The sequence below is a fragment of the Paenibacillus sp. FSL H7-0943 genome, assembly GCF_037963265.1.
Taxonomy (GTDB): domain Bacteria; phylum Bacillota; class Bacilli; order Paenibacillales; family Paenibacillaceae; genus Paenibacillus_AQ; species Paenibacillus_AQ odorifer.
Map to the genome: position 1 here is coordinate 1660349 of NZ_CP150148.1, position 20819 is coordinate 1681167.

The following is a 20819-nucleotide window of genomic DNA, read 5'->3' on the forward strand; positions in this document are numbered from 1 at the left end:
AAGTTGCTTTTTTTGTTATGGTTCTACAAAAAATCAGGATGTGCGTAAGATCACAAAGCAATTATTGGATACGTTTATACTCAATATATCAATTAAATTTGAAATATAAATTACATAAGCAATTGGAGGCTACTGGCATGGATCAATTTACTTTTACAGATATGAAAAAAATAAAGAGAAAAAATTTAGGTAATGTCGTACCTTTGGAGCTTTTCAGAACGATTAGACTTATTGGTTTATATCAAGCGTTACCCATGAATGGTAAGGGTACAACGTTGACTATAGGAAGAAAAATTGGGGAAGAATTTGGTGTTACCTCGGTTAATGAACTATTCGAGTTATTCGAACAATTGAAGATAGGGATTCCTATAATAACCCATGAAGATGACAAGGGGATGACGATTGCAGTACACGATTGTTTCTGCGAAGGGTTACCTATTATGGAAGGGAAAATGGTTTGTGACCTGGAGGGAGCCATTATCGAAGGAGCACTTACTAAAATTCGTGGAAAGCGGGTTTCCGTCCGGGAAATAAAATGTAATGTTAATGGGGATGAATATTGCGAATATATCGTCAAATATTAAATTCATATATAAAAGCGAGTAAGCGACCTTTCGATTTTAAAAGGTCGTTTTTTTATGAAGAAGTTGTGATGGAATTAACATTCATTTAACATGCCTCTTATGCTGAAATGATATAACAGTTACAAATAGGTGAAAAGGTGGCTGTTAGATGAAACTTAGCAAAGAGGAAAAATCATGGATTTTATATGACTGCGGGAATTCAGCCTATTCGATGGCGGTTACAACTGCATTATTGCCTATTGTATTTGGCATGTTTTCAAATGTTAACAGCAGCATGGATTTAGGGTACTTTAACTCCATTGCTAGTATTCTTGTGGCTATCCTTAGTCCGATTTTAGGCACGATCGCAGATTACAAGGATAAGAAAAAGCGCTTTTTCTTATTTTTCTCTTTGATCGGTGTGCTGGCTACGGCTTCGTTGGCATTCGTTGCACCTGCGAGCGGGCAGTGGCAGTTATTGATTGTGTTTTACATCCTGTCTGTCATAGGTTTTGCCGGAGCCAATATTTTTTATGACTCTTTTCTTGTGGATATAACCACTGATGAAAGGATGGATAAGGTATCCACAAAAGGTTTTGCTTATGGATATATCGCCAGCGTCATTCCATTTGGCATCAGCCTGCTATTGATTCTGTTTATGGGGATGGATAAGTCGATCGGTTATCAGATTGGGTTTATCATTACTGCTCTTTGGTGGGGGCTGTTGACCATACCCATGATCAGAGATGTAAAGCAGAGATATTATATTGAGCCTGAACCAAGACCTGTAATCAACAGTTTTAAAAGACTGGGGGACACCTTTAGGAATGTTAGACAGCATAAAGTTGTATTTGTTTTCTTAATTGCGTACTTTCTTTATATTGATGGGGTAGATACGATTATTAAAATGGTGGTGCCCTATGCCACATCGGTTCTGGGTGCGGATGCTTTTGACACCTTTACCTTACTGGGGATATTATTAGTTATCCAGATCATCGCTTTTCCTTGTGCAATCCTGTATGGTAATCTCGCCAAAAAATACTCCGCCAGGACTTTGATCATCGTGGGGATTGTTACATATATCATTTCCTGCATCGCAGCTTTTTTTATCACTTCAGTGTGGCATATATTTATTCTAGGTGCGCTAATTGGTTCCGCTCAGGGAGGCATTCAGGCGCTCAGCAGGTCTTATTATGCGAAGATCATTCCAAAGGAGAATTCCAATGAATTCTTTGGTTTTTACAATATTTTTGGCAAGTTCGCGGCCATTGTTGGTCCTGCTGTAATGTCTTTAACAACAACCTTAACAGGTAATGCTAAATTTAGTATTTTAGCGATTATCCCACTTTTTATTATTGGATTATTCGTATTTATAACTTTACCTAAAGAGCAGCCTGAACATGACGAATCTAAGGGGCTTATTCTATGAAGTCAATTAAAGCACAAACGGCTATGGCCAAGCATTTGATCGTCATCTCTTACGATGCCTTTTCAGAAGACCACTGGGCATTGGCCAGCCGGCTTCCAAACTTAGCGGAATTAATTAAAAACGGAGCCCACAGCCATAAATTGAAAAGTGTGTATCCCACGCTCACATATGTAGTGCACACCACCATAGCAACCGGTGTATATCCGGATAAGCATGGCATCCATCACAACAATCCGTTTCAACCCTTTATTAAGGAAGAGGAGCAGAATTGGTTCTGGTTTAGAAATGCGATCAAGGTGCCAACGATTTACGATGTTGCGCGCGAGCATAAGATGAGCACCGCCGGAATCCTATGGCCAGTATCGGGTAAATCCTCCATCCAATACAATATACCTGAAATCAGAGCCATCAAAAACGAAAATCAGGCACTGAAGATATTAAAAAGCGGAAGCCCCTTATACTGCGTGGATATGGAGCTGAAATATGGCCGGATCCGCAAAGGGATTGAGCAGCCCTATCTGGATGACTTCACGACCAAATGTGCTATAGAAACGATTAAGCGCAAAAAACCTAATCTTCTAATGATGCATCTGATCGATCTGGATGATGCCAAACATGCTTATGGAACTGACAGTGACGAAGTGATGCAGGTAATCACACGTATGGATAAAAGGTTAGGCGATATTATGCAGGCAGTGGATGAAGCGGGGATAAAGGATGATACGATTTTTTTAATTTTGGGGGACCATGGCCAGTTTAATGTTAGGTACAAGGTGCATTTGAACAACCTTTTGCAGGAAAAGGGCCTGATCTATGAAGAGAACGGCGAAATGAAGTGGAGAGCTTACTTTCAGTGTGGGGGTGGAGCGGCTTACTTGCATATCCGGCAGGGCGATGAAGAAGCTGAGCAAATAGCATTAGCTGTTATTGGAGATAATATGAGAGATGAATCTTCAGGTATAGAGAAATTGTATGCTAGAGATGAACTGGATTATTTTCATGTGGGCCAAACCACAAAGTATATGCTTGAGGCTAAGAGAGGTTATTGTTTCGACGAAAGTATGGATGAACCAACGATTGTTGATTTGGACAAACAAGGCGTTAAATTTGCCACGCATGGCTATTCTCCTGATAAAGACGGCTATAGATGCAACTTGGTTGTCTCCGGGGAAAAGATTAGAAATGGGCATCATATAGGGGACATCGAAATGGTAGATATAGCCCCCACGATGGCAAAGATTTTAGGGATTGATTTTAATCCAGGTGACGGAAGACCTTTAGAGGAAATTTTTATGGACTAAATTAAGCAATGTGAAACGGAGAAATTCAATGATTGAAACGCGAAAACAGAAATCAAATAAACTCAAGATATTCACAAAAGTATTCATGATTATTATTGGGGCGCTAATAGCTGCCTATGGTCTAGAATCCGTATTGATACCCAACAACGTCTCAGATGGAGGTGTCACAGGTCTAAGCATCGTTGGCTCTGAACTGTTTGGCTTACCGCTAGGGCTGCTAATTGGCATAATTAATATCCCTTTTGTGTGGCTAGGATATAAGCAAATTGGTAAAAGCTTTGCTCTTTATTCCGTTATCGGTATTGCTTCACTGGCTGTTGGCACTAGTCTTATGCATCATGTACCGACGATTATAGAAGGTGATACCTTATTAATTACCGTTGTTGGCGGGATTATTATCGGTTTTGGTATGGGTTTAGCCTTACGTAATGGTGGAGCATTAGATGGGATAGATATGTTAGCTGTCTTACTTTCACGAAAATTACCTTTTGGGACCAGTGATTTAATCTTATTTCTAAACATGTTTGTCTTTATTGTTGTTTCAACAGTATTTGGCCTACAAGGGGCTATTCTATCAGCGCTTGCTTATTTTATTGCTTCTAAGGTCATTCATATTATTGAAGAAGGTTTGAGTGGCTCTAAAACGTTTAAAATCATCACCATTCAACCGGAAATCATGGTCGAGACTATTCGTGACCGATTGGGTCGTGGAGCCACTTATACAGATGCTTATGGCGGCTACTCCAATGAACAATTCAAAGAAATTACTTGTGTAATTAACCGTCTGGAAGAAAGTAAAATAAAAGATATTATTCGTGAAATTGACCCGAATGCCTTTGTAGTAGTCTACGATGTTGCAGAAGTTAAAGGTGGCAGTTTCAAAAAGAAAAATATTCACTAACGACTATAAAACGTGTTGGAGAGAAGCTAATTATGCTCTTGCCAGCGCGTTTTTTTGTTTTCTTTGAAGGAGAGGAAAGGCTTGGTATAGATTTAATATAATTAAAGTTGGAATACCTACTCTAACAACATGCTTATACAATAGAATTAATAAGGTTGGAGAGGGGACATGGATATGGATGCTGTTCATAAAGAAAAGATCTTAATCAAAAATGAAAAGCTTATTAGCATGGTCATTGAACGGGCTAAGAGAGATTTTTCTGATGATATTGCAATTATTGGGCTTACAGGTTCTTTTAGTACTGGGGATTTTCATGAAAAAAGCGATCTTGATCTAATCATAATTAATAACACAGAGCAAGGCTGGGGAATATCTTCGTGTTTTATTTTGGATGATATTGGATACGATCTATATTGTACGCCATGGGAAACAAGGATAGAAGATCAAGCCAATCTCGAGAGTCCAATGATTTCATGTCTGGTGGATTTACAGGTGTTATACTGTGCAAAACCCGAATATTTGGAAAAGCTAAATTTATATAAACAGAGAGCACTCGATGCTCTGGCAATGCCTATAGGGAGAGAATGTATCAGTAGAGCGAAAAAGTGTATAGACATAGCAAAACAGGAATATGCGAATACATTACTTTCTGAAGATATAGGAGCAGTAAGGTATGCTTCAAGCGAAGTTTTATACAATTTGTTAAATGCGCTAACTCATTTGAACAATACTTATTTCAAACGGGGAATGAAAAGATATTTGGAGGAAATAGCTACGTACCGTTATGTTCCTGATGATTTTGAAAAGACATATATGGCTGTGATAGAGGCGAAGACTATCGATGAAATCAGAAGTGCAGCATATAAGGCACTTAAAAACATCAATGATTTATATAATAAAATGTATAAGGATTTTGTAGTGCAGCCAGTCCCAAGCTATGATAATCTTGGCGGAACTTATGAGGAGTTATGGTGCAACTACCGCAATAAGATTATAGCAAGTGTAGAATCGGGTGATAGATCGTATGCGTATCTAGCAGCAATGGGCATACAAGGTTTTCTTGATGAAATGACAGAATGGAAGGGAACCAAAAAGTTTGATATCATGCAGTATTTTGATTCTGACCATCTTCAAGTCTTTAAGAATGAGTTTCTGAAGGTCATGGATGAATATCTGGAGGAATACAACAAGGTAGGCAGGAAAGTCGAACGATACAATACTTTCGAGCAATTATATAACGAATATATGAAGGTATAGAAAATAGCTCACTACCAATCTTTGGATTGGAGTGGGCTATTTTTTTATTTGACAAGAAAACTTGGCGTATTATAATAATGATGACAAGTTTTCTTGTCATCATCTTTTCAATCTGAAAGGAGAAATTTTTATGAAAAAGGAAGAAATATTAGAAAAAAGCAGAAATGAAAAAGGAGACGAAGGAAAAGAATTTGTTTTTGCTAAAGGCAGAAAAAGCGGATTCATTGGAATGTTGATTGTATTTTGCATTCTGAGTGTCTTCAATTTATATAATCATAGTCAGGAAACAAATTTTGCATTAAAAGCTATGATAGCTATGTTTTTTGGATATTTGGGCTTTGAAGGTCTTGGAATGTATTCTGTAACTAAGAAAAAGATGGATTTACTCAAATTCATTTTAGGATTAATTATAAGTGTTTATTTTTTGTTTATTTACTTTTATGGAATGAGTGATTAGTATGAGTGAACATTTGGTTTTAAAAAATAAACTGCGCGAAGCTAGAACAGAACAAAAATTATCGCAAGCACAATTGGCAGAAATGGTGGGTGTCTCAAGAAATACTATAAGCTCGATTGAAACCGGACAGTTTAACCCTACTGCAAAATTGGCTTTGATTTTATGTATTGCGTTGGATAAAAAATTCGAAGAATTATTTTATTTTGATTAAAATCAACAGAAACTTTTCTAGGTTTAACTCTAGATGTCAGAAAAACAGCGATACTCCATCATTGGAGAATCGCTGTTTTGTCTTTTCGGTCGATTATAGCTTACTCAGGAATTTACAGGGTTCTGTTCAACAGATTTGGGTGTAAAAGCTCTTCGAACAACCTTCGTTAATTCCATTAGGATGAGGGAGCCGAGGGCTAAGCCTGCTGCAATCAGCCACTCTGACATTCCAAATGAAGCCGGAATCGAGAAGATTTCTCTAACCCCTGGCAGTACCGCAATGCCGTAAAAGGCAAAGCAGACCAGAACGGCTCCGATGACGTATTTGTTGCTGAAAAGGCCAGCTTCAATAGCAGTTTGACTGTTCGAACGGGCGGCAAAGGTCTGCAACGTACGAGACAAGATCAGGGTTGTGAATGCCATAGCTACGCCCATATCAGGCGAATCCTGAAGTCCGATATACAGGGATATGATTACAGCTATACCTATGAGTAGACCACGAGTGACAATCGCCTGCATCATTCCTCCTGCGAATATTCCTTCCTTGAGCTCTCTTGGTTTTCTGTTCATCACATTAGGTTCAGGTTTTTCCATCCCGAGAGCAATGGCGGGCAGAGAATCATTCGCCAGATTGATGAATAGAAGCTGAATCGCTGTGAAAGGATTAATCCAGTTGAAAATAAGGGCAAAGAGGATGGCGATAATTGCACCCAGGTTACCTGAAAACAAATAGGCGATCGCTTTTTTGATATTGTCAAATACCGTTCTGCCCACAGATACAGCATTGACAATAGATACAAAATTATCATCGGTCAAAATCATGGCAGCCGCATCTTTGGCAACATCGGTTCCACTGCCCATGGCAACTCCGATATCTGCTTGCTTCAAAGCAGGCGCGTCATTTACACCATCACCGGTCATGGCTGTTATTTTGCCTTTCCGCTGCCACGCGCGGACAATTCTGATCTTGTTCTCCGGGGAGACACGGGCGTACACACCAATCTGTTCGAGTTTTTGATCAAGTTCCTCGTCAGACATGGCATCGAGTTCTTGGCCGGTTACGGCAATTTCATTCTCAGTCATCAGACCGATATCGCGGCCGATCGCTTGTGCGGTTGTCTTATGATCACCGGTAATCATGATGGTTCGGATGCCAGCCTTCTGAGACTCTGCGATCGCGCCGTAGACAGCTTCCCGAGGTGGATCAATCATAGCTGTCAAACCTACGAGCACCAGATTTTGTTCATCCTCTAATCCTACTTCAGTAACCGTATTTGGTACGGTTTTGTAGGCATAGGCAAGTACACGTAGTGCTCTGCTGGAGAACTCCTCATTGGCTTCGAAGAAGCGTTCAAGAACTTCTGGTGTTATCGGTACTTCTTTTCCACTTAACAGTACATGCGAGCATAGACCAAAGAGCACATCGGGTCCACCTTTAGTAATCATTGCTTTTTGCCCGTTAAAAGTATGCAAGGTCGTCATTAGCTTGCGATCCGAGTCAAAAGGTAGCTCGGCTTCGCGCGGGAAATTATCGCGTATTTCCTTATAATCTTTATTCTTGCTGTTGCTGAAGGCAATAAGTGCTACCTCTGTAGGATCACCCAGCTCTTTACCATCCTCATTAATGTTAGAGTCGTTGCAGAGCACGGCTATATGCAGGAGCCGCCGGGCTTCTTCAGACCATTCTTCAGGCGCTTGATTGAATTGATCACGGTCCCCTTCTGGCAAAAAGTAATCTACAACAGTCATTTTATTCTGGGTGAGGGTACCGGTTTTATCTGTACAGATGACACTGGTTGACCCAAGGGCTTCGACAGCGGGTAGCTTACGAATAATCGCATGTTGCTTAGCCATCTTGTTAGTACCTACGGATAGGACAATAGTTACTATTGAGGAAAGAGCTTCGGGAATCGCAGCAACCGCTACAGCGACTGCAAACATTAACGCATTCAGGATAGCTTCTGTTGTATCCACAGTATCATTTGACAACCAAACACGTCCGGCCTGGATGGCAAAGATTACAATGGACAGGAGTATAATTGCTACCCCCAGCTGCTTGCTGAATGTTTCGAGCTTGCGCTGCAGCGGCGTTTGCTTAGCTTCGGCGCTTTCAATGAGTTCAGCAATTTTTCCGATCTCGGTAATGAGTGCAGTTCCCGTTACTACCAGGGTTCCGCGGCCATATACAACTAGTGAACCGCTGAACGCCATATTACGCCGGTCTCCAAGCGGAGATTCTTTCGCGATGATATTCGTATGCTTTTCCACAGCTTCGGATTCTCCGGTTAGCATACCCTCATTTATTTTTAAGCTTTCCGATTCTATAATCCGGCCATCGGCGGGTACGAAATCGCCGGCTTCCAGCCATACGATATCACCGCGTACAAGTTCCCTTGCCGGGACGGTTTTTAATTCTCCATCACGCAGCACTTTGGCCTCGGGTGCTGACATCTGCTGCAAGGCATCAAGTGAACTCTCCGCTTTACGGGTCTGGATGACACTTATAACTGCATTGAGAATCAACACGAGGAAAATAATAAGCGACTCCATAACTTGGCCCATAACAATCTGGACAATGGCGGCTATAAGCAGTACGACTACCATAGGGTCTTTGAAGTTTTCAAGAAAAAGCTTCCAAACAGGATCTTTTTTCTTTCCTTTTAATTCGTTAAAACCATAGTCTTTCAGACGTTTGTCGACTTCTGCCGAAGTAAGCCCGTTAGCTGAACTCTGAACATCCTGTAAACTGTCGGCTACATTGTTGCGGTAATATTCCACTAATGATAGCTCCTCTCTGCTGTGCTGTGTCTTTGTTCTTAAAAATTACGGTTCAAGCCGGGACAAGTTTCAAAATATCGAGCTGCCGAAACTGTTTTCACATTATAAATGTGTCTTTTGAGCTTGAAATTGGACGGAAAAATATATGTAAATCTGGTTTCTTCATTATGTTTTTGGCTCACCGAGCACAAGTTTACTATGGGCGCTTTATTTATTATCCTATTTATGAATCGAGTTTATCCCCACCTTGAAGAGTTAAATAAAACTCATAAAGAGCTGAGGCTACGCATTAAAATAACAAAACAAGACCCGTCTGATGACAGGTCTTATTTGTCTGCACTTTCCTATTTGTTAGCGCCCGAATTAGCCGATTCCTGCAATTGCCCTGACTCACGGTGCTTCCGACTCATGAATACCAAAGACAATGCAATTACCGTGAGGATAACCCCAAGGACTTGAAATCCCTCGAAGCTAAACTTACCTCCCATTATGATACCTATTAACAACGAAGAGAGAATGGTTCCCAGGTATCTCGATGTATTAAATAATCCGGAGGCTACACCGATTATTTCTTTTGGAGAACTTTGGAACAAGGCTGCTTGCAGGCCGACATTGTTCAATCCGTTGCTAATACCGAATGCAGCTAAAGCCACACATACACTGATAACTGGTGAAGTCTGATTTAAGGTCACAAGCCACACTGATCCCAATGTCATCAGGACCCCGGACACTAGCAATGCTGGCCGGGGTCCTGATCTATCGATCCAGCGTCCTGCTATTGGAGCAGTAATCAGTGAGCATAATCCCAGCGTTAGCATGAGAATTCCTGTTTGGAATTCACTGACATGACGTACCATTTGCAAGTAGGATGGGATCCCGAAAAAGAGTGAGTAAAAAAGTACATTAACGAGCATGAATTCAACATTAACCCAAGTCATTGCCGGGTATTTGGCAAATGTACGTAAAGGAATAAAGGGTGATGCCGCTGTTAGCTCATGCCGGACGAATACTCCTAGCAGAACGAGTCCTGTTAGCCAGGTAATGACATGTATTAATGAGATATGTCCGGATGATTTTGCTGAAAGCAATCCAAGGAGCACGGCAATCAGCCCCACAGTGAAGAGCAGGATTCCTGACGCATCAATCAAATCAAACCATTTGCGCAGGGACATTCCCCGGGTAACGGTTGTTGACGGTTCGTCCTTGGGGATATGCCTCCAAGATAATAGAAAGCTAGCCACCACGAATGGAATATTGACGAAAAAGATAGCTGGCCAGTCCCACCAGTGAATAATAACCCCGCCAATAAAGGGACCAATTGCTGCCGCGCCGGATAGGAAGATGGATAAAACAGATAGTGCGGTCGCTTGTTTCTCCGTAATATGAATCCGCACAATGGCCATTCCAACGGCAACCATCATGCTAGTTCCAATGGCTTGCACAATACGGAACACGATGAGACAGCCAAAGTTTGGGGAGAAAGGAGCTAATAAACCTGCAATGAAGGATACGACAAGCCCGGTAAGAAATATTTTCCTCCGGCCGAATAAATCGCTGGCCTTTCCCATGACAGGTTGAGCGATGCTACTTGCAATGTAAAAAGAAAAAATAATCCAGGAAACACCTGTATAGTCAAGCTGGAATACATTTTGCAGCCTTGGAATAGCCACAGACACCATTGAAGAATTTAAAGGGTTCAATAAAATCCCCAGACCTACTGAAATCATTAACCACCTGTTGCGAACACTCATTTTAAATCCCCCTAAAGCTTATTAATGTCATCGTACTTGAAATCGATTATTCATTCCAACGCATTTTATGTTATGATCTCATTGACTTGAGGGAATGAACGGAGGTGCGAATTGGAACTTTTGCAACTGCAATATTTTCTCGCGGTAGCTCGGTTGGAACATATGACTGAAGCTGCACGAAATCTACACGTTACTCAATCTTCACTGAGCAAAACGATTCAGCGTTTGGAGGAGGATCTGGGGGTACCTTTATTCGATCGGGTAGGAAGAAAGCTGCGACTGAATGAGTCCGGAAGCCGGTTCCTTCGCCGAGCTGAAAGGGCATTGTTTGAATTGGAGCAGGGAAAACAGGAGCTTAGCGATTTATCCAGTCCTGAACATGGCACACTCGAATTAGCGGTGACGACCGCAAGCACATTACCCAATATCCTGCGAGAGTTTCGGAAAAAGCGGCCTGATATTCAATACCATGTGCAAATGCTGACCACGCAGGAAATGGTTACACTTCTTAATAGAGGAGAGGTTGATTATTGCTTATCCTCACCTCCAATAAAAGGGGATGACATCGAATGTCAAATCGTCTTTATCGATCCAATTCTTGTGGCTGTTCCAAAGGGGCATCGGCTGGCCAATCGAAGCAGCGTATCTTTGATAGAGCTAAGGGATGAGTGGTTTGTCGGGGTAAAGAGTGGCTATGGTACTCGCGATTTAATAGACTCTGTATGCAAATCAGTTGGATTTGTGCCTAAATATGTGTATGAGGGAGATGAGCCCGCAAGGCTTAGCACTCTTGTGGAAGCTGAAATTGGTTTAGCTTTCATACCAAGCACGGCACGGAATTCACGGGAAGATATCCAATACCTCCAAGTAGAGAATCACGAATTGGAAAGGGAGATAGCTTTATTGTGGCACAGGAGCCGGTACATTTCGCAGGCCGCTTTGGAATTTTGGGAGGTAGTTGTAGAATATTTTGGAGCGTTATCCAAACAGACCATTTAATTATGCGGCAGAACAACTAACAAACCAATTCCCCGTTACCTTCCGTTACGTTCAACGGTCCGTAAGTGGGGTTTTCTTTTTGGGTTAAATTTGTAGAATCTTTAATCATACCTATGTTTTCCTATAATTATGGGGGGTAACACCTTTAATATTAGCGTAGTAGTGCGTAGCAGCGAGGCTGTAAAATAGTGTGAGTAGACATGAAAGCGTTTACATAAAAGGAGGGGATCTGTAAGTAAAAAGATTCATTTGTGATGATGTTCTACTGCTCTTCGGGATGATTGTACCACTGTTGAAATTAAGGATTTAGCAGGTAAGGAAATTAGCGTGGGAATATAGGGCTGGTGCTAATAAGGTAGGTCATTAACTGATTTTTATGAAAATCACTAGAGGAGGAATGCATTAAATGAGTAGAATGCTTAAACAAGTAATCTCGATCTTACTCGCAGCTGCCTTGCTTATTCCGACAAGCTGGATCGCTCCGGTTACTGAAGCTGCGGCGCAGGATACGACAGTATCATCAGATAGGGTAACGGTATATCATGAAACTTTTGCGAGTGGCAAGGGGATTGCAGCTCAAGCAGGCAGTGCTAGCCTTACACCTGTGAATGATAAAGTTTTTACTGGCAATGCTGACGGCGCAGCTTTATATGTAAGCAACAGAGCGAATAACTGGGACGCGGCTGATTTTAAATTCAGCGACATGGGCCTAGAGAACGGCAAAACCTACACGGTAACTGCATCCGTGTATGTAGACGCTGATGTGATTGTACCTAGCGGTGCCCAAGCTTATCTTCAAGCGATAGGCAGCTACGCTCTTTTGGCAAATGCGAATTATGAAGCAGGCCAAGCGGTCATATTGACGAAAGAATTTACCGTGGATACGGACAAAGATACAACACTGCGTGTTCAATCCAACGATGACGGGAAAACGGTTCCGTTCTACATTGGGGAGCTTCTCATTACAGCAAAAAAAGCAGTGACGGAAACGGATAAAGAAATCTATCACGAAACTTTTGCGAGTGGCAAAGGTTTAGCCTCACAATCAGGCAGCGCTAACCTAACCCCTGTCACCGGAAAAGTTTTTGCGGGCAATGCTGACGGGGCAGCTTTATATGTAAGCAATAGAGCGAATAACTGGGACGCGGCTGATTTTAAATTCAGCGACATGGGCCTAGAGAACGGCAAAACCTATACGGTAACTGCATCCGTGTATGTAGACGCTGATGTGATAGTACCTAGCGGAGCCCAAGCTTATCTTCAAGCGATAGGCAGCTACGCTCTTTTGGCAAATGTGAATTATGAAGCAGGCAAAGCGGTCACCTTGACGAAAGAATTTACCGTGGATACGGACAAAGATACGACACTGCGTGTTCAATCCAACGATGACGGGAAAACGGTTCCGTTCTACATTGGGGATGTATTGGTCACAGAAAAGGTGGCTACCGTAGAGCCAACTCCAACACCAGAAACACCTAGAGACCCAGCTTTACCTTTTACCACTGTTACTTTTGAGGATCAAACAGCAGGTGGTTTTGAAGGCAGGGCAGGTACAGAAACGCTTACGGTTACTAATGAAGCGAATCATACGGATGATGGTTCATACGCTTTGAAGGTTGAGGGAAGAACCAGTACATGGCATGGGCCGACATTACGTGTGGAGAAGTATGTGGACAAAGGCTACGAATATAAAATTTCGTTATGGGTCAAGCTGATCCAGCCTGCAAGCTCGCAGCTCCAGCTGTCCACGCAGGTTGGCAATGGCAGCAGCGCCAATTATGTGCAGCTCGCACCTAAAACCATCAGTGCAAGCGATGGCTGGATTCAGTTTGAGGGATCCTACCGTTATAACAATGTAAGCAGTGAGTATTTGACCATTTATGTGGAAAGCTCCAGTAATAGCACGGCCTCTTTTTATATTGATGATATTAATTTTGAAAAGGTAGGCTCTGGCCCGGTAGATATCGAAAAAGATCTTATACCGATTAAGGATGCTTATCAGAATGATTTTCTGATCGGAAATGCGATAACCGCTGAGGATCTGGAAGGTGTCAGACTTGAGCTTTTGAAAATGCATCACAATGTTGCTACGGCAGGTAATGCCATGAAGCCGGACGCGTTGCAGCCTACGAAGGGTAATTTCACGTTTACCGCGGCAGATACAATTGTAGATAAAGTACTGGCTGAGGGCATGCAGATGCATGGACATGTATTGGTATGGCATCAACAATCGCCTGCATGGCTGAATACAACAACAGACGCAGCTAACAACACGATACCCTTGGGACGGGATGAAGCTCTTATGAATTTGCAGACCCATATCCAAACCGTTATGGAGCATTTTGGTGACAAGGTGATCTCCTGGGATGTTGTAAACGAGGCGATGAGCGATAATCCATCCAACCCAACAGATTGGAAAACAGCGCTGCGATCCGCCCCATGGAAAAGTGCCATTGGAGCAGATTACGTAGAGCAAGCCTTCCTGGCGGCAAGAGAAGTACTGGACGCGCATCCAGATTGGGATATTAAGCTCTATTACAACGATTATAACGAAGATAATCAGAATAAAGCGCAAGCCATCTATAGTATGGTCAAAGAAATCAATGATAGGTACGCGCTGACTCACCCTGGCAAATTGCTTATCGATGGTGTTGGTATGCAGGGGCACTACAGCATTAATACGAACCCAGAGAATGTGAAGCTTTCCTTGGAAAAGTTCATTTCCTTGGGTGTCGAAGTAAGCATAACTGAGCTGGACATTCAGGCCGGAACCAACTATCAGCTCTCTGAAAAGCTTGCTAATGCGCAGGGTTATCTATATGCGCAGTTGTTAAATATCTTCAGGGATCACGCTAATTCTATCAAACGTGTTACCTTCTGGGGAATGGATGATAACACAAGCTGGAGAGCTTCATCCAATCCGTTGTTATTCGATAAAAATCTGCAAGCCAAGCCGGCTTACTATGGCGTTATCGATCCTGATACCTTCATTGAAGAGCATGAGCCTGAATCAGTAGAAGCTAATCAATCTACTGCTAAATTTGCTGCACCTGTTATAGACGGAACAGTTGACGAGATCTGGAGCCAGACCGCTGAGATTCCGGTCAATCGGTATCAAACCGCTTGGCAAGGAGCGAGTGGAGTGGCAAAAGCACTCTGGGATGATCAAAATTTATATGTCCTGATCCAGGTGAGTGATACACAGCTTGATAAGAGCAGTGTGAATGCACATGAACAGGATTCGGTCGAAATCTTCGTGGACCAAAATAATGGGAAAACGACGTTCTATCAAGATGATGACGGCCAGTACAGAATCAATTTTGACAACGAGACTTCATTTAATCCTTTAAGTATCGCAGCCGGTTTTGAATCGGCAACCCAGATTTCCGGAACAAACTATACGGTTGAAGTGAAGATTCCACTTCAAGGGATCACTCCGGACAACGATAAAAAGCTTGGTTTTGATGTACAGATCAACGATGCTAAAGAGGGCTCACGTCAAAGTGTCGCGGCTTGGAATGATACGAGTGGAACTGGGTATATGGACACATCCGTTTATGGTGTGCTTACTCTAAAGGGTAAATCTACGGGTCCGGAACCCACTCCAACGCCGACAACAGCACCGACACCGACACCAACGAGCCCAACCGATCCAACTGACCCAACCGATCCAACCGATCCAACCGATCCAACCGATCCAACCGATCCAACAAACCCAACGGAACCATCGGCAACCCCGACACCTGTTCCAACAGCGACGCCAGCACCAACAAATGCGCCAACGGGTAGCAGTAACTCGGGTAATGTTGTAGCAACTCCACAGCCTGGAGCCATTACAAACAAAGATGGTGTTGTTACGATTAAACTGGAGGTAAAGTCCGACAACGGGCGTGCTATAGGTACCATCTCCAGCGACAACATGAAAAAAGCGCTTGAGCAGGCTACTGTAGCGGCAAACGGCAAGAAACAAATTATCATTGAAGTGCCAAAGCAAACGGACGCGAAAGGGTATGATATACAATTACCGACCCAAAGCCTAACGGGGAAAGAAAACTTTGAACTATGGCTTAAGACGGAAAATGCCACAATTCAAATTCCAAGCAATATGCTGTCCAACGTAACAGACAATGCTGAGCAAGTATCTATACGAATAAGTAAAGTCACCACGGACAGCTTGGAAGCAGCTACCCGCAATATGATTGGCAACCGTCCAATTATCGGTCTAAGCGTAGTAGCAGGTGACAAAGTTATTCCTTGGAATAACCCTAAAGCACCTGTAACGGTAGCCATTCCTTACGTGCCGACAGCGGAGGAGCTAAGCCTTCCCGAGCTTATAGTCGTTTGGTACATCGATGGCAAAGGCAACGTACTGCCGGTTCCGAGCAGTCGATATGATGCTGCAACCCAAACGGTTGTCTTTCAAACAACCCACTTCAGCACTTATGCAGTAACCTTCGTAAAGAAAGACTTCGGAGATCTGCAGAATCTGTCTTGGGCAAAACAAGCTGTAGACGTTATGGCGGCTCGCGATATCATTAAAGGAACGTCCACGAACAGCTTTTCACCTGCAGATTCAATCAAACGAGCGGATTTCATTACTCTCCTCGTAAGAGCGCTTGAACTGAAGAGAACGGGCAAAAGTGCAATAATGTTCAACGATGTCCAAAAGACAGACTACTATTATGATGAACTGGTCATCGCGAAGGAATTGGGAATTGCTACAGGTTTTAAAGATGATACGTTTAGACCCAATAGCAATATCTCCAGACAAGATATGATGGTGCTGACAGCACGAGCGCTGGCGGCAACCGGTAAGCAAGTTAAGGCGAGCGGCGTTGTAGCTGCTGCTTATCTTGATGAAGCAAGCATTTCCAGCTACGCAAAAGACAGTGCATCATTGTTGATCCAATCCGGAGTCGTAAACGGAAAGAACAATAGAATTGCACCGAACGATAACCTTACCCGTGCAGAAGCGGCAGTCATTCTGTATCGTATCTGGAAGTAGTAGTCCCGGCAGCAGAGAAAAAAAGTCTGAATTGACTCAAGGCCATATTTAGTCTGAAGAGTGGAAATACGTGTGCAACCATCCCTTGCGTTCTTCTGTTTTAAGCATCGCTGCTCACCTCCCTGCGGAGAGGAGCAGCGATTTTTTTGTGTGTATGTTCCGTTAAGTTGAAACTGAAACGGAAAAAAATGTCACGAAACAGACCGCTCAAGTGTTATAACTGTACTGATAGTAGAAAGGAGACAGTCGTGGACTCTATTGAAGAGAAGATAAAGCGGGTACAAGCGGGAGAAGTCTACCTTTTTTCAGATATTATCAGACTCTACCAACAACGGATCTACCTCTACTGCTTTCGCTTGTTGAACAATAAGGAAGAAGCTGAGGATGCGGTTCAGGACATATTTATTAAGGCTTACCAGAACATCGGCCATTTTGAGTCTCAGGTAAGTTTTAACTCGTGGCTCTACAGGGTTTCCTATAATCATTGCCTGAATCAATTGCGCCGGAAGAAATTTCAAAATCAGCTGCGAAAATTACTCAGACAGGATGTAACCACTAAAAGCGCTGAACAAATGGTGGAAAATCAGTTGTTCAGTGAATCCGTGGCCTCTGCCCTGGCAAAGCTTAGCGTGGAGGAACGTAATCTGTTGATTTTACGCATTTTTGAAGATAAATCATTTGCAGAAATTGGTGAAATTCTGGGTAAAAGTACGGTCACTGTTAGGAAACGATACGAGCGGACAAGGTGCAAGCTCAGAGAAGTCATTGAAAGAAAGGAGAAACAACTATGCGCAAGGACGAATTGACTTCCGAAGAGTTGTTTCTGAAGGAGGGGGATAATTCTGCCAAACTTCCGCTGGTTGATGTTCATGATTCTGTAATGCAAGCCATCGGGCTAGGTAATGGTCGCCTTGCTGTTAAGCCTGTACCTCACCAGCAGGAGGGGGACATCCCAGATATTATGCATAGAGTGGAGCCAGCAACCTATGCCAAACGATGCCGTAAGCGCATGTGGAGCAGGCCTGTAAGGAGATGGGCAGCGGTGCTGATCCTGGTTGTCTTGGTAGGAGGCAGCTATTCCTTGTTTAAGGAGAGTCCCTGGCAAGCTGCCAAATTTCAATATGAAGTGCTGCCATACGAGCCGCTTCTTGCAACGAAGGAAGGGGGGACGATTGAAGTATCTAAGAATCCGTTAGTTCCCTCAAAGGTAAAAATTCCTCAGAGAGTGGCGACCAAAGAAGAAGAGCTGCTGAGTGAAAAAAATTTAGAGGCATATAGAGTTGTAGAGAAATTATTACTACCGGGAGAGGGCGCTTCTTACGTGTTAAAAAAGGAAGGTGCTGGAGATGAACGTCCTCAGCTTGGCAGAGTTATTCCTGCGATGCTATTTAATGATTATTCTAGTTATTTAGCCAAAGCAGAGGAGTATAAGGCGCCATATTTGCCACGCCCGGAGTATCTGCCAGAAGGGTATGTTTTTGATCAAGCATGGATACAACCTGATTTTGAGGTCAACGAGAATGAACTGCTTGCCCTGACTGATGGTATAAAGCTGGAAGGCGGTTACCGGGTTATGTGGAAAAAAGAACCTACGGCCAGAATTAATTATGAATATTCGTCGATGAGATACAAAAAAGGAGAGAGTATGGTAAGAATTAATGCCAAACACATCAAGGCAAAGACCGGAACGGTGGAAAGCTTATTAAGGACTAACACTACAAACGTAGAGAATATTCTTGTTAACGGAACCCAACTGATCTATACGGAAACTACAAACATTGAAATAAAGTTGGGGTATAGATACAGACTTGTCTGGACGGATCCAGAACAAAATGTAGTATACGATATGACTGCTGCACCGGAGTCTTCTGCTTTAACCAAAGAGGAGGTTATCCGAATTGCTGCCGACATGATGAAATAAGTATAGAAATTTGATGTCACAAATCCGGTAACGTAAGTGTTATGTAAGAGTACTACATATACAGGAAGGTGAGGTATTTTAATGAATAATAGAAAAACACTCATTGCCATGACCAGTATGACCCTAATGTTCGGTTTAGGTTATGGCTTCAAAGGAGAAGCTTACGCCGAGAAGTCTGTTGCTCAGTCTGTGGAAGAAACCGCCATTAAGGCGGAAGTCAAATATATAGCTCAGGGCATCGATGAAGCTGCCAAAGCGAAAACAGATCAGGAACAAAAAAAATTCAAAAATCTCAAAGATCTGCAGCAGAAAGCATTAAGTGAAGAGCTTAAACCTGGAGAAATCAGATATGTGTATATTAATGACAAGGAATATCAAGCCTATGCTAAGGGATCACCCACTGCGGGTGCATATTATTCCCTTTCGTTTAATACGTATAATGAATATGTGGAAAAGTATGCTGCCGGCAATACCTTCATGCCACTGCAATTGCAAGAGCCTCCGGAAGGCTACAATTTTTTCAGGGCAATTGTTTCTCCATATATGACGAAAAAAGAACAGGATAAGATATACTATCAAGTGATCGCCGAGGGTAAGGCGTCCGATAAGAAAATCTATGTAAAGAAATTGCAGGAGAAGCGTACGGCTATCAACATCATCTATAATATGACCACAGAGAAAAATGGTAAAAGAGGAGTTCTTGCCATCGCTGCCGAACCTGCAGGACCTAAGGATACGACTGTTGAATCCGAACCAGCAAATGCACAGTCGCAGAAGCTAAAAGTGAGTGGCCAAGAGGTGGTATACACACCTATTGATAAGATGGAGTACAAGTCAGTTGCATGGATGAATCCAAAGACCCGTGTCAATTATATTATTCGGGAAACCGGTGGACATCTGACCAAGGAGGATTTGATTGCTTTGGCAGGACAGATCATTGAAGCTTCGGCGTAGAATGATTCTAAGAGACTTACTAATACATTTGATCAAGGCAGCCCCCAGGGCTGCTTTTTGATTTGAGTATAAAGATTTATAGTATTCATGCTATTTAGGAGATTAGAAGTGAAATGTGGCGTTGGGCAATGGAAATGTGTCTTTTTTAAGTATTCACAAATAAAGAACGAATATCCTATCATTCCAATATTTACAAAATTCGATATAAAGTGATATAATTTTCGAGATTCATATACATAAACATGAAAGAAGAGTGTAAGATGCTAAAGGTAACAAGCAAAAAAGTCATGTCAATTATTACAGTTAGCTCAATGCTGTTGGCTGTGGGTGCAGTCGCTTATGCAGACACGACATTGAAGAAGATTTCTGCATATCAGAATGCGGCCATCAGCATTGAAGTGGATAATCAGAAAGTGAACCTGTCAAGTAGTGAAGGAACAATGTACCCAATTATCTATGAGGGACATAGCTATGTATCCGCCAAGGCTGTATCTGAAGCACTGGGGGCAACCGTGAAATGGGATAACAGTCGTCAAGCTGTTGTGATCACATCGGCGAACGGCGGAACATCTACATCCGTTGTCCCGGATAAGGACAATACTGTTGCACAAGCTACTGCGAAGCCTGCAACCGTATCTACTCCGCCTGCAACCGAGCCCACTCCGCAAGCAACACCAAAGCCTGCTGCATCATCTTCCGCTACGACTTCCAGTAACAGCGGCGCTTCGTTTGCAGATGCAGTGAAGTTGGGTACTTCTTTTACTTATACGGACCTTGATAACAATTATAGCCCTAAGGGTGATTCAACATCTGCTCAATATACTTTCACTATCAATAAGGTTACGTCGACTACTCTCGGACAATTACATGCTCTTGGGTTTGAGGAACATGTCACTGATCCCGATGTAGCTGTAGATTATGTCCTGCTTGATGTAACGCTTAAGGTGAAAAACGCCACTCTTGTAAAAGGTAGTGAGGACCAAGGGCGGAAGTTCCTTTCAAGTTTTACACCTACCATTTGGGGGGTAGAAACATCCAGTGGACAATACTATATTGGTGGCTCTAGTGATTATTTTGAGGGATCCCTCGGAGAAAATATCGAAAAGCTGTTGGCTGATTTTCCTGAAGTCACCCCAAGTAAACCGGGTTCTTTTGAAGCTTCGGGTAAAGTTGTTCTGCCAATAATCAAAGGCAAGGAGAACACCCTTATTCTTTATAGAAACGATAGTAAGCTTGAGTCCGACAAAAGATCCATCTATTTTAAACTGAAATAGTTATGCAAGTTAGCAGAAA

Annotated in this window: 15 protein-coding genes; 13 read left to right on the forward strand and 2 right to left on the reverse strand. The window is 42.6% G+C overall.

Features of this window, described 5'->3' with window-relative positions:
- The first annotated feature begins 137 nt into the window (after positions 1-137).
- The 7 genes from NSQ55_RS07255 to NSQ55_RS07285 all read left to right on the forward strand — a co-directional run bounded on the left by NSQ55_RS07255 (position 138) and on the right by NSQ55_RS07285 (position 6119).
- The gene (locus NSQ55_RS07255; RefSeq protein ID WP_076185335.1) at positions 138-584 is read left to right on the forward strand and encodes a V4R domain-containing protein; all 447 of its coding nucleotides are present in this window, start codon (positions 138-140) and stop codon (positions 582-584) included.
- A 148-nt stretch (positions 585-732) separates the two neighbouring features.
- Positions 733-1992, forward strand: coding sequence for an MFS transporter (locus NSQ55_RS07260; protein ID WP_339172279.1), 1260 nt, complete (start codon positions 733-735; stop codon positions 1990-1992).
- Positions 1989-3293: an ectonucleotide pyrophosphatase/phosphodiesterase gene (locus NSQ55_RS07265; RefSeq protein ID WP_339172281.1), complete on the forward strand. Its 1305-nt coding sequence runs from the start codon at positions 1989-1991 to the stop codon at positions 3291-3293. The genes NSQ55_RS07260 and NSQ55_RS07265 overlap by 4 nt, the downstream gene beginning before the upstream one ends.
- 28 nt (positions 3294-3321) lie before the next feature.
- A complete protein-coding gene (locus NSQ55_RS07270) occupies positions 3322-4194 on the forward strand; it encodes a YitT family protein (RefSeq protein ID WP_339172283.1) in 873 nt (290 codons plus the stop codon).
- Positions 4195-4362: 168 nt separating this feature from the next.
- A complete protein-coding gene (locus NSQ55_RS07275; protein WP_248547736.1) occupies positions 4363-5451 on the forward strand; it encodes a nucleotidyltransferase domain-containing protein in 1089 nt (362 codons plus the stop codon).
- Positions 5452-5581: 130 nt separating this feature from the next.
- A complete protein-coding gene (locus tag NSQ55_RS07280) occupies positions 5582-5908 on the forward strand; it encodes a DUF6442 family protein (RefSeq protein ID WP_076185332.1) in 327 nt (108 codons plus the stop codon).
- Between the two features lies 1 nt (position 5909).
- On the forward strand, positions 5910-6119 hold the full coding sequence (locus tag NSQ55_RS07285; protein WP_076125269.1) for a helix-turn-helix transcriptional regulator: 210 nt from the start codon (positions 5910-5912) through the stop codon (positions 6117-6119).
- Positions 6120-6223: 104 nt separating this feature from the next.
- On the opposite strand, the gene NSQ55_RS07290 is transcribed toward NSQ55_RS07285, so the two are convergent.
- Together NSQ55_RS07290 and NSQ55_RS07295 are read right to left on the reverse strand one after the other, a co-directional pair.
- Positions 6224-8896 (reverse strand): cation-translocating P-type ATPase, encoded by a 2673-nt coding sequence (locus NSQ55_RS07290; protein WP_339172289.1) that lies wholly within the window; start codon positions 8894-8896, stop codon positions 6224-6226.
- A gap of 344 nt (positions 8897-9240) precedes the next feature.
- Positions 9241-10647, reverse strand: a complete 1407-nt coding sequence (locus NSQ55_RS07295; RefSeq protein ID WP_248547734.1) for an MFS transporter — start codon at positions 10645-10647, stop codon at positions 9241-9243.
- Between the two features lie 111 nt (positions 10648-10758).
- Between NSQ55_RS07295 and NSQ55_RS07300 the strand changes: the two genes are divergently transcribed.
- The 6 genes from NSQ55_RS07300 to NSQ55_RS07325 all read left to right on the forward strand — a co-directional run bounded on the left by NSQ55_RS07300 (position 10759) and on the right by NSQ55_RS07325 (position 20800).
- A complete protein-coding gene (locus NSQ55_RS07300; RefSeq protein ID WP_339172292.1) occupies positions 10759-11646 on the forward strand; it encodes a LysR family transcriptional regulator in 888 nt (295 codons plus the stop codon).
- A gap of 406 nt (positions 11647-12052) precedes the next feature.
- A complete protein-coding gene (locus NSQ55_RS07305) occupies positions 12053-16651 on the forward strand; it encodes an endo-1,4-beta-xylanase (protein ID WP_339172295.1) in 4599 nt (1532 codons plus the stop codon).
- Positions 16652-16899: 248 nt separating this feature from the next.
- Positions 16900-17457: an RNA polymerase sigma factor gene (locus tag NSQ55_RS07310; RefSeq protein WP_076193465.1), complete on the forward strand. Its 558-nt coding sequence runs from the start codon at positions 16900-16902 to the stop codon at positions 17455-17457.
- A complete protein-coding gene (locus tag NSQ55_RS07315; protein ID WP_339172297.1) occupies positions 17439-18572 on the forward strand; it encodes a DUF4367 domain-containing protein in 1134 nt (377 codons plus the stop codon). Before NSQ55_RS07310 ends, NSQ55_RS07315 begins: the two co-directional genes overlap by 19 nt.
- A gap of 81 nt (positions 18573-18653) precedes the next feature.
- Positions 18654-19526 (forward strand): hypothetical protein, encoded by an 873-nt coding sequence (locus NSQ55_RS07320; protein WP_339172300.1) that lies wholly within the window; start codon positions 18654-18656, stop codon positions 19524-19526.
- A 260-nt stretch (positions 19527-19786) separates the two neighbouring features.
- Positions 19787-20800: a stalk domain-containing protein gene (locus tag NSQ55_RS07325; protein ID WP_076125261.1), complete on the forward strand. Its 1014-nt coding sequence runs from the start codon at positions 19787-19789 to the stop codon at positions 20798-20800.
- Positions 20801-20819: the final 19 nt, after the last annotated feature.

Excerpts from the sequence above, each read along its gene's own strand:
- NSQ55_RS07255 (WP_076185335.1), top strand. The coding sequence starts at position 138 with ATGGATCAATTTACTTTTACAGATATGAAAAAAATAAAGAGAAAAAAT.
- NSQ55_RS07260 (WP_339172279.1), top strand. The coding sequence starts at position 733 with ATGAAACTTAGCAAAGAGGAAAAATCATGGATTTTATATGACTGCGGG.
- NSQ55_RS07265 (WP_339172281.1), top strand. The coding sequence starts at position 1,989 with ATGAAGTCAATTAAAGCACAAACGGCTATGGCCAAGCATTTGATCGTC.
- NSQ55_RS07270 (WP_339172283.1), top strand. The coding sequence starts at position 3,322 with ATGATTGAAACGCGAAAACAGAAATCAAATAAACTCAAGATATTCACA.
- NSQ55_RS07275 (WP_248547736.1), top strand. The coding sequence starts at position 4,363 with ATGGATATGGATGCTGTTCATAAAGAAAAGATCTTAATCAAAAATGAA.
- NSQ55_RS07280 (WP_076185332.1), top strand. The coding sequence starts at position 5,582 with ATGAAAAAGGAAGAAATATTAGAAAAAAGCAGAAATGAAAAAGGAGAC.
- NSQ55_RS07285 (WP_076125269.1), top strand. The coding sequence starts at position 5,910 with ATGAGTGAACATTTGGTTTTAAAAAATAAACTGCGCGAAGCTAGAACA.
- NSQ55_RS07295 (WP_248547734.1), bottom strand. The coding sequence starts at position 10,647 with ATGAGTGTTCGCAACAGGTGGTTAATGATTTCAGTAGGTCTGGGGATT.
- NSQ55_RS07305 (WP_339172295.1), top strand. The coding sequence starts at position 12,053 with ATGAGTAGAATGCTTAAACAAGTAATCTCGATCTTACTCGCAGCTGCC.
- NSQ55_RS07315 (WP_339172297.1), top strand. The coding sequence starts at position 17,439 with ATGCGCAAGGACGAATTGACTTCCGAAGAGTTGTTTCTGAAGGAGGGG.
- NSQ55_RS07320 (WP_339172300.1), top strand. The coding sequence starts at position 18,654 with ATGAATAATAGAAAAACACTCATTGCCATGACCAGTATGACCCTAATG.
- NSQ55_RS07325 (WP_076125261.1), top strand. The coding sequence starts at position 19,787 with ATGCTAAAGGTAACAAGCAAAAAAGTCATGTCAATTATTACAGTTAGC.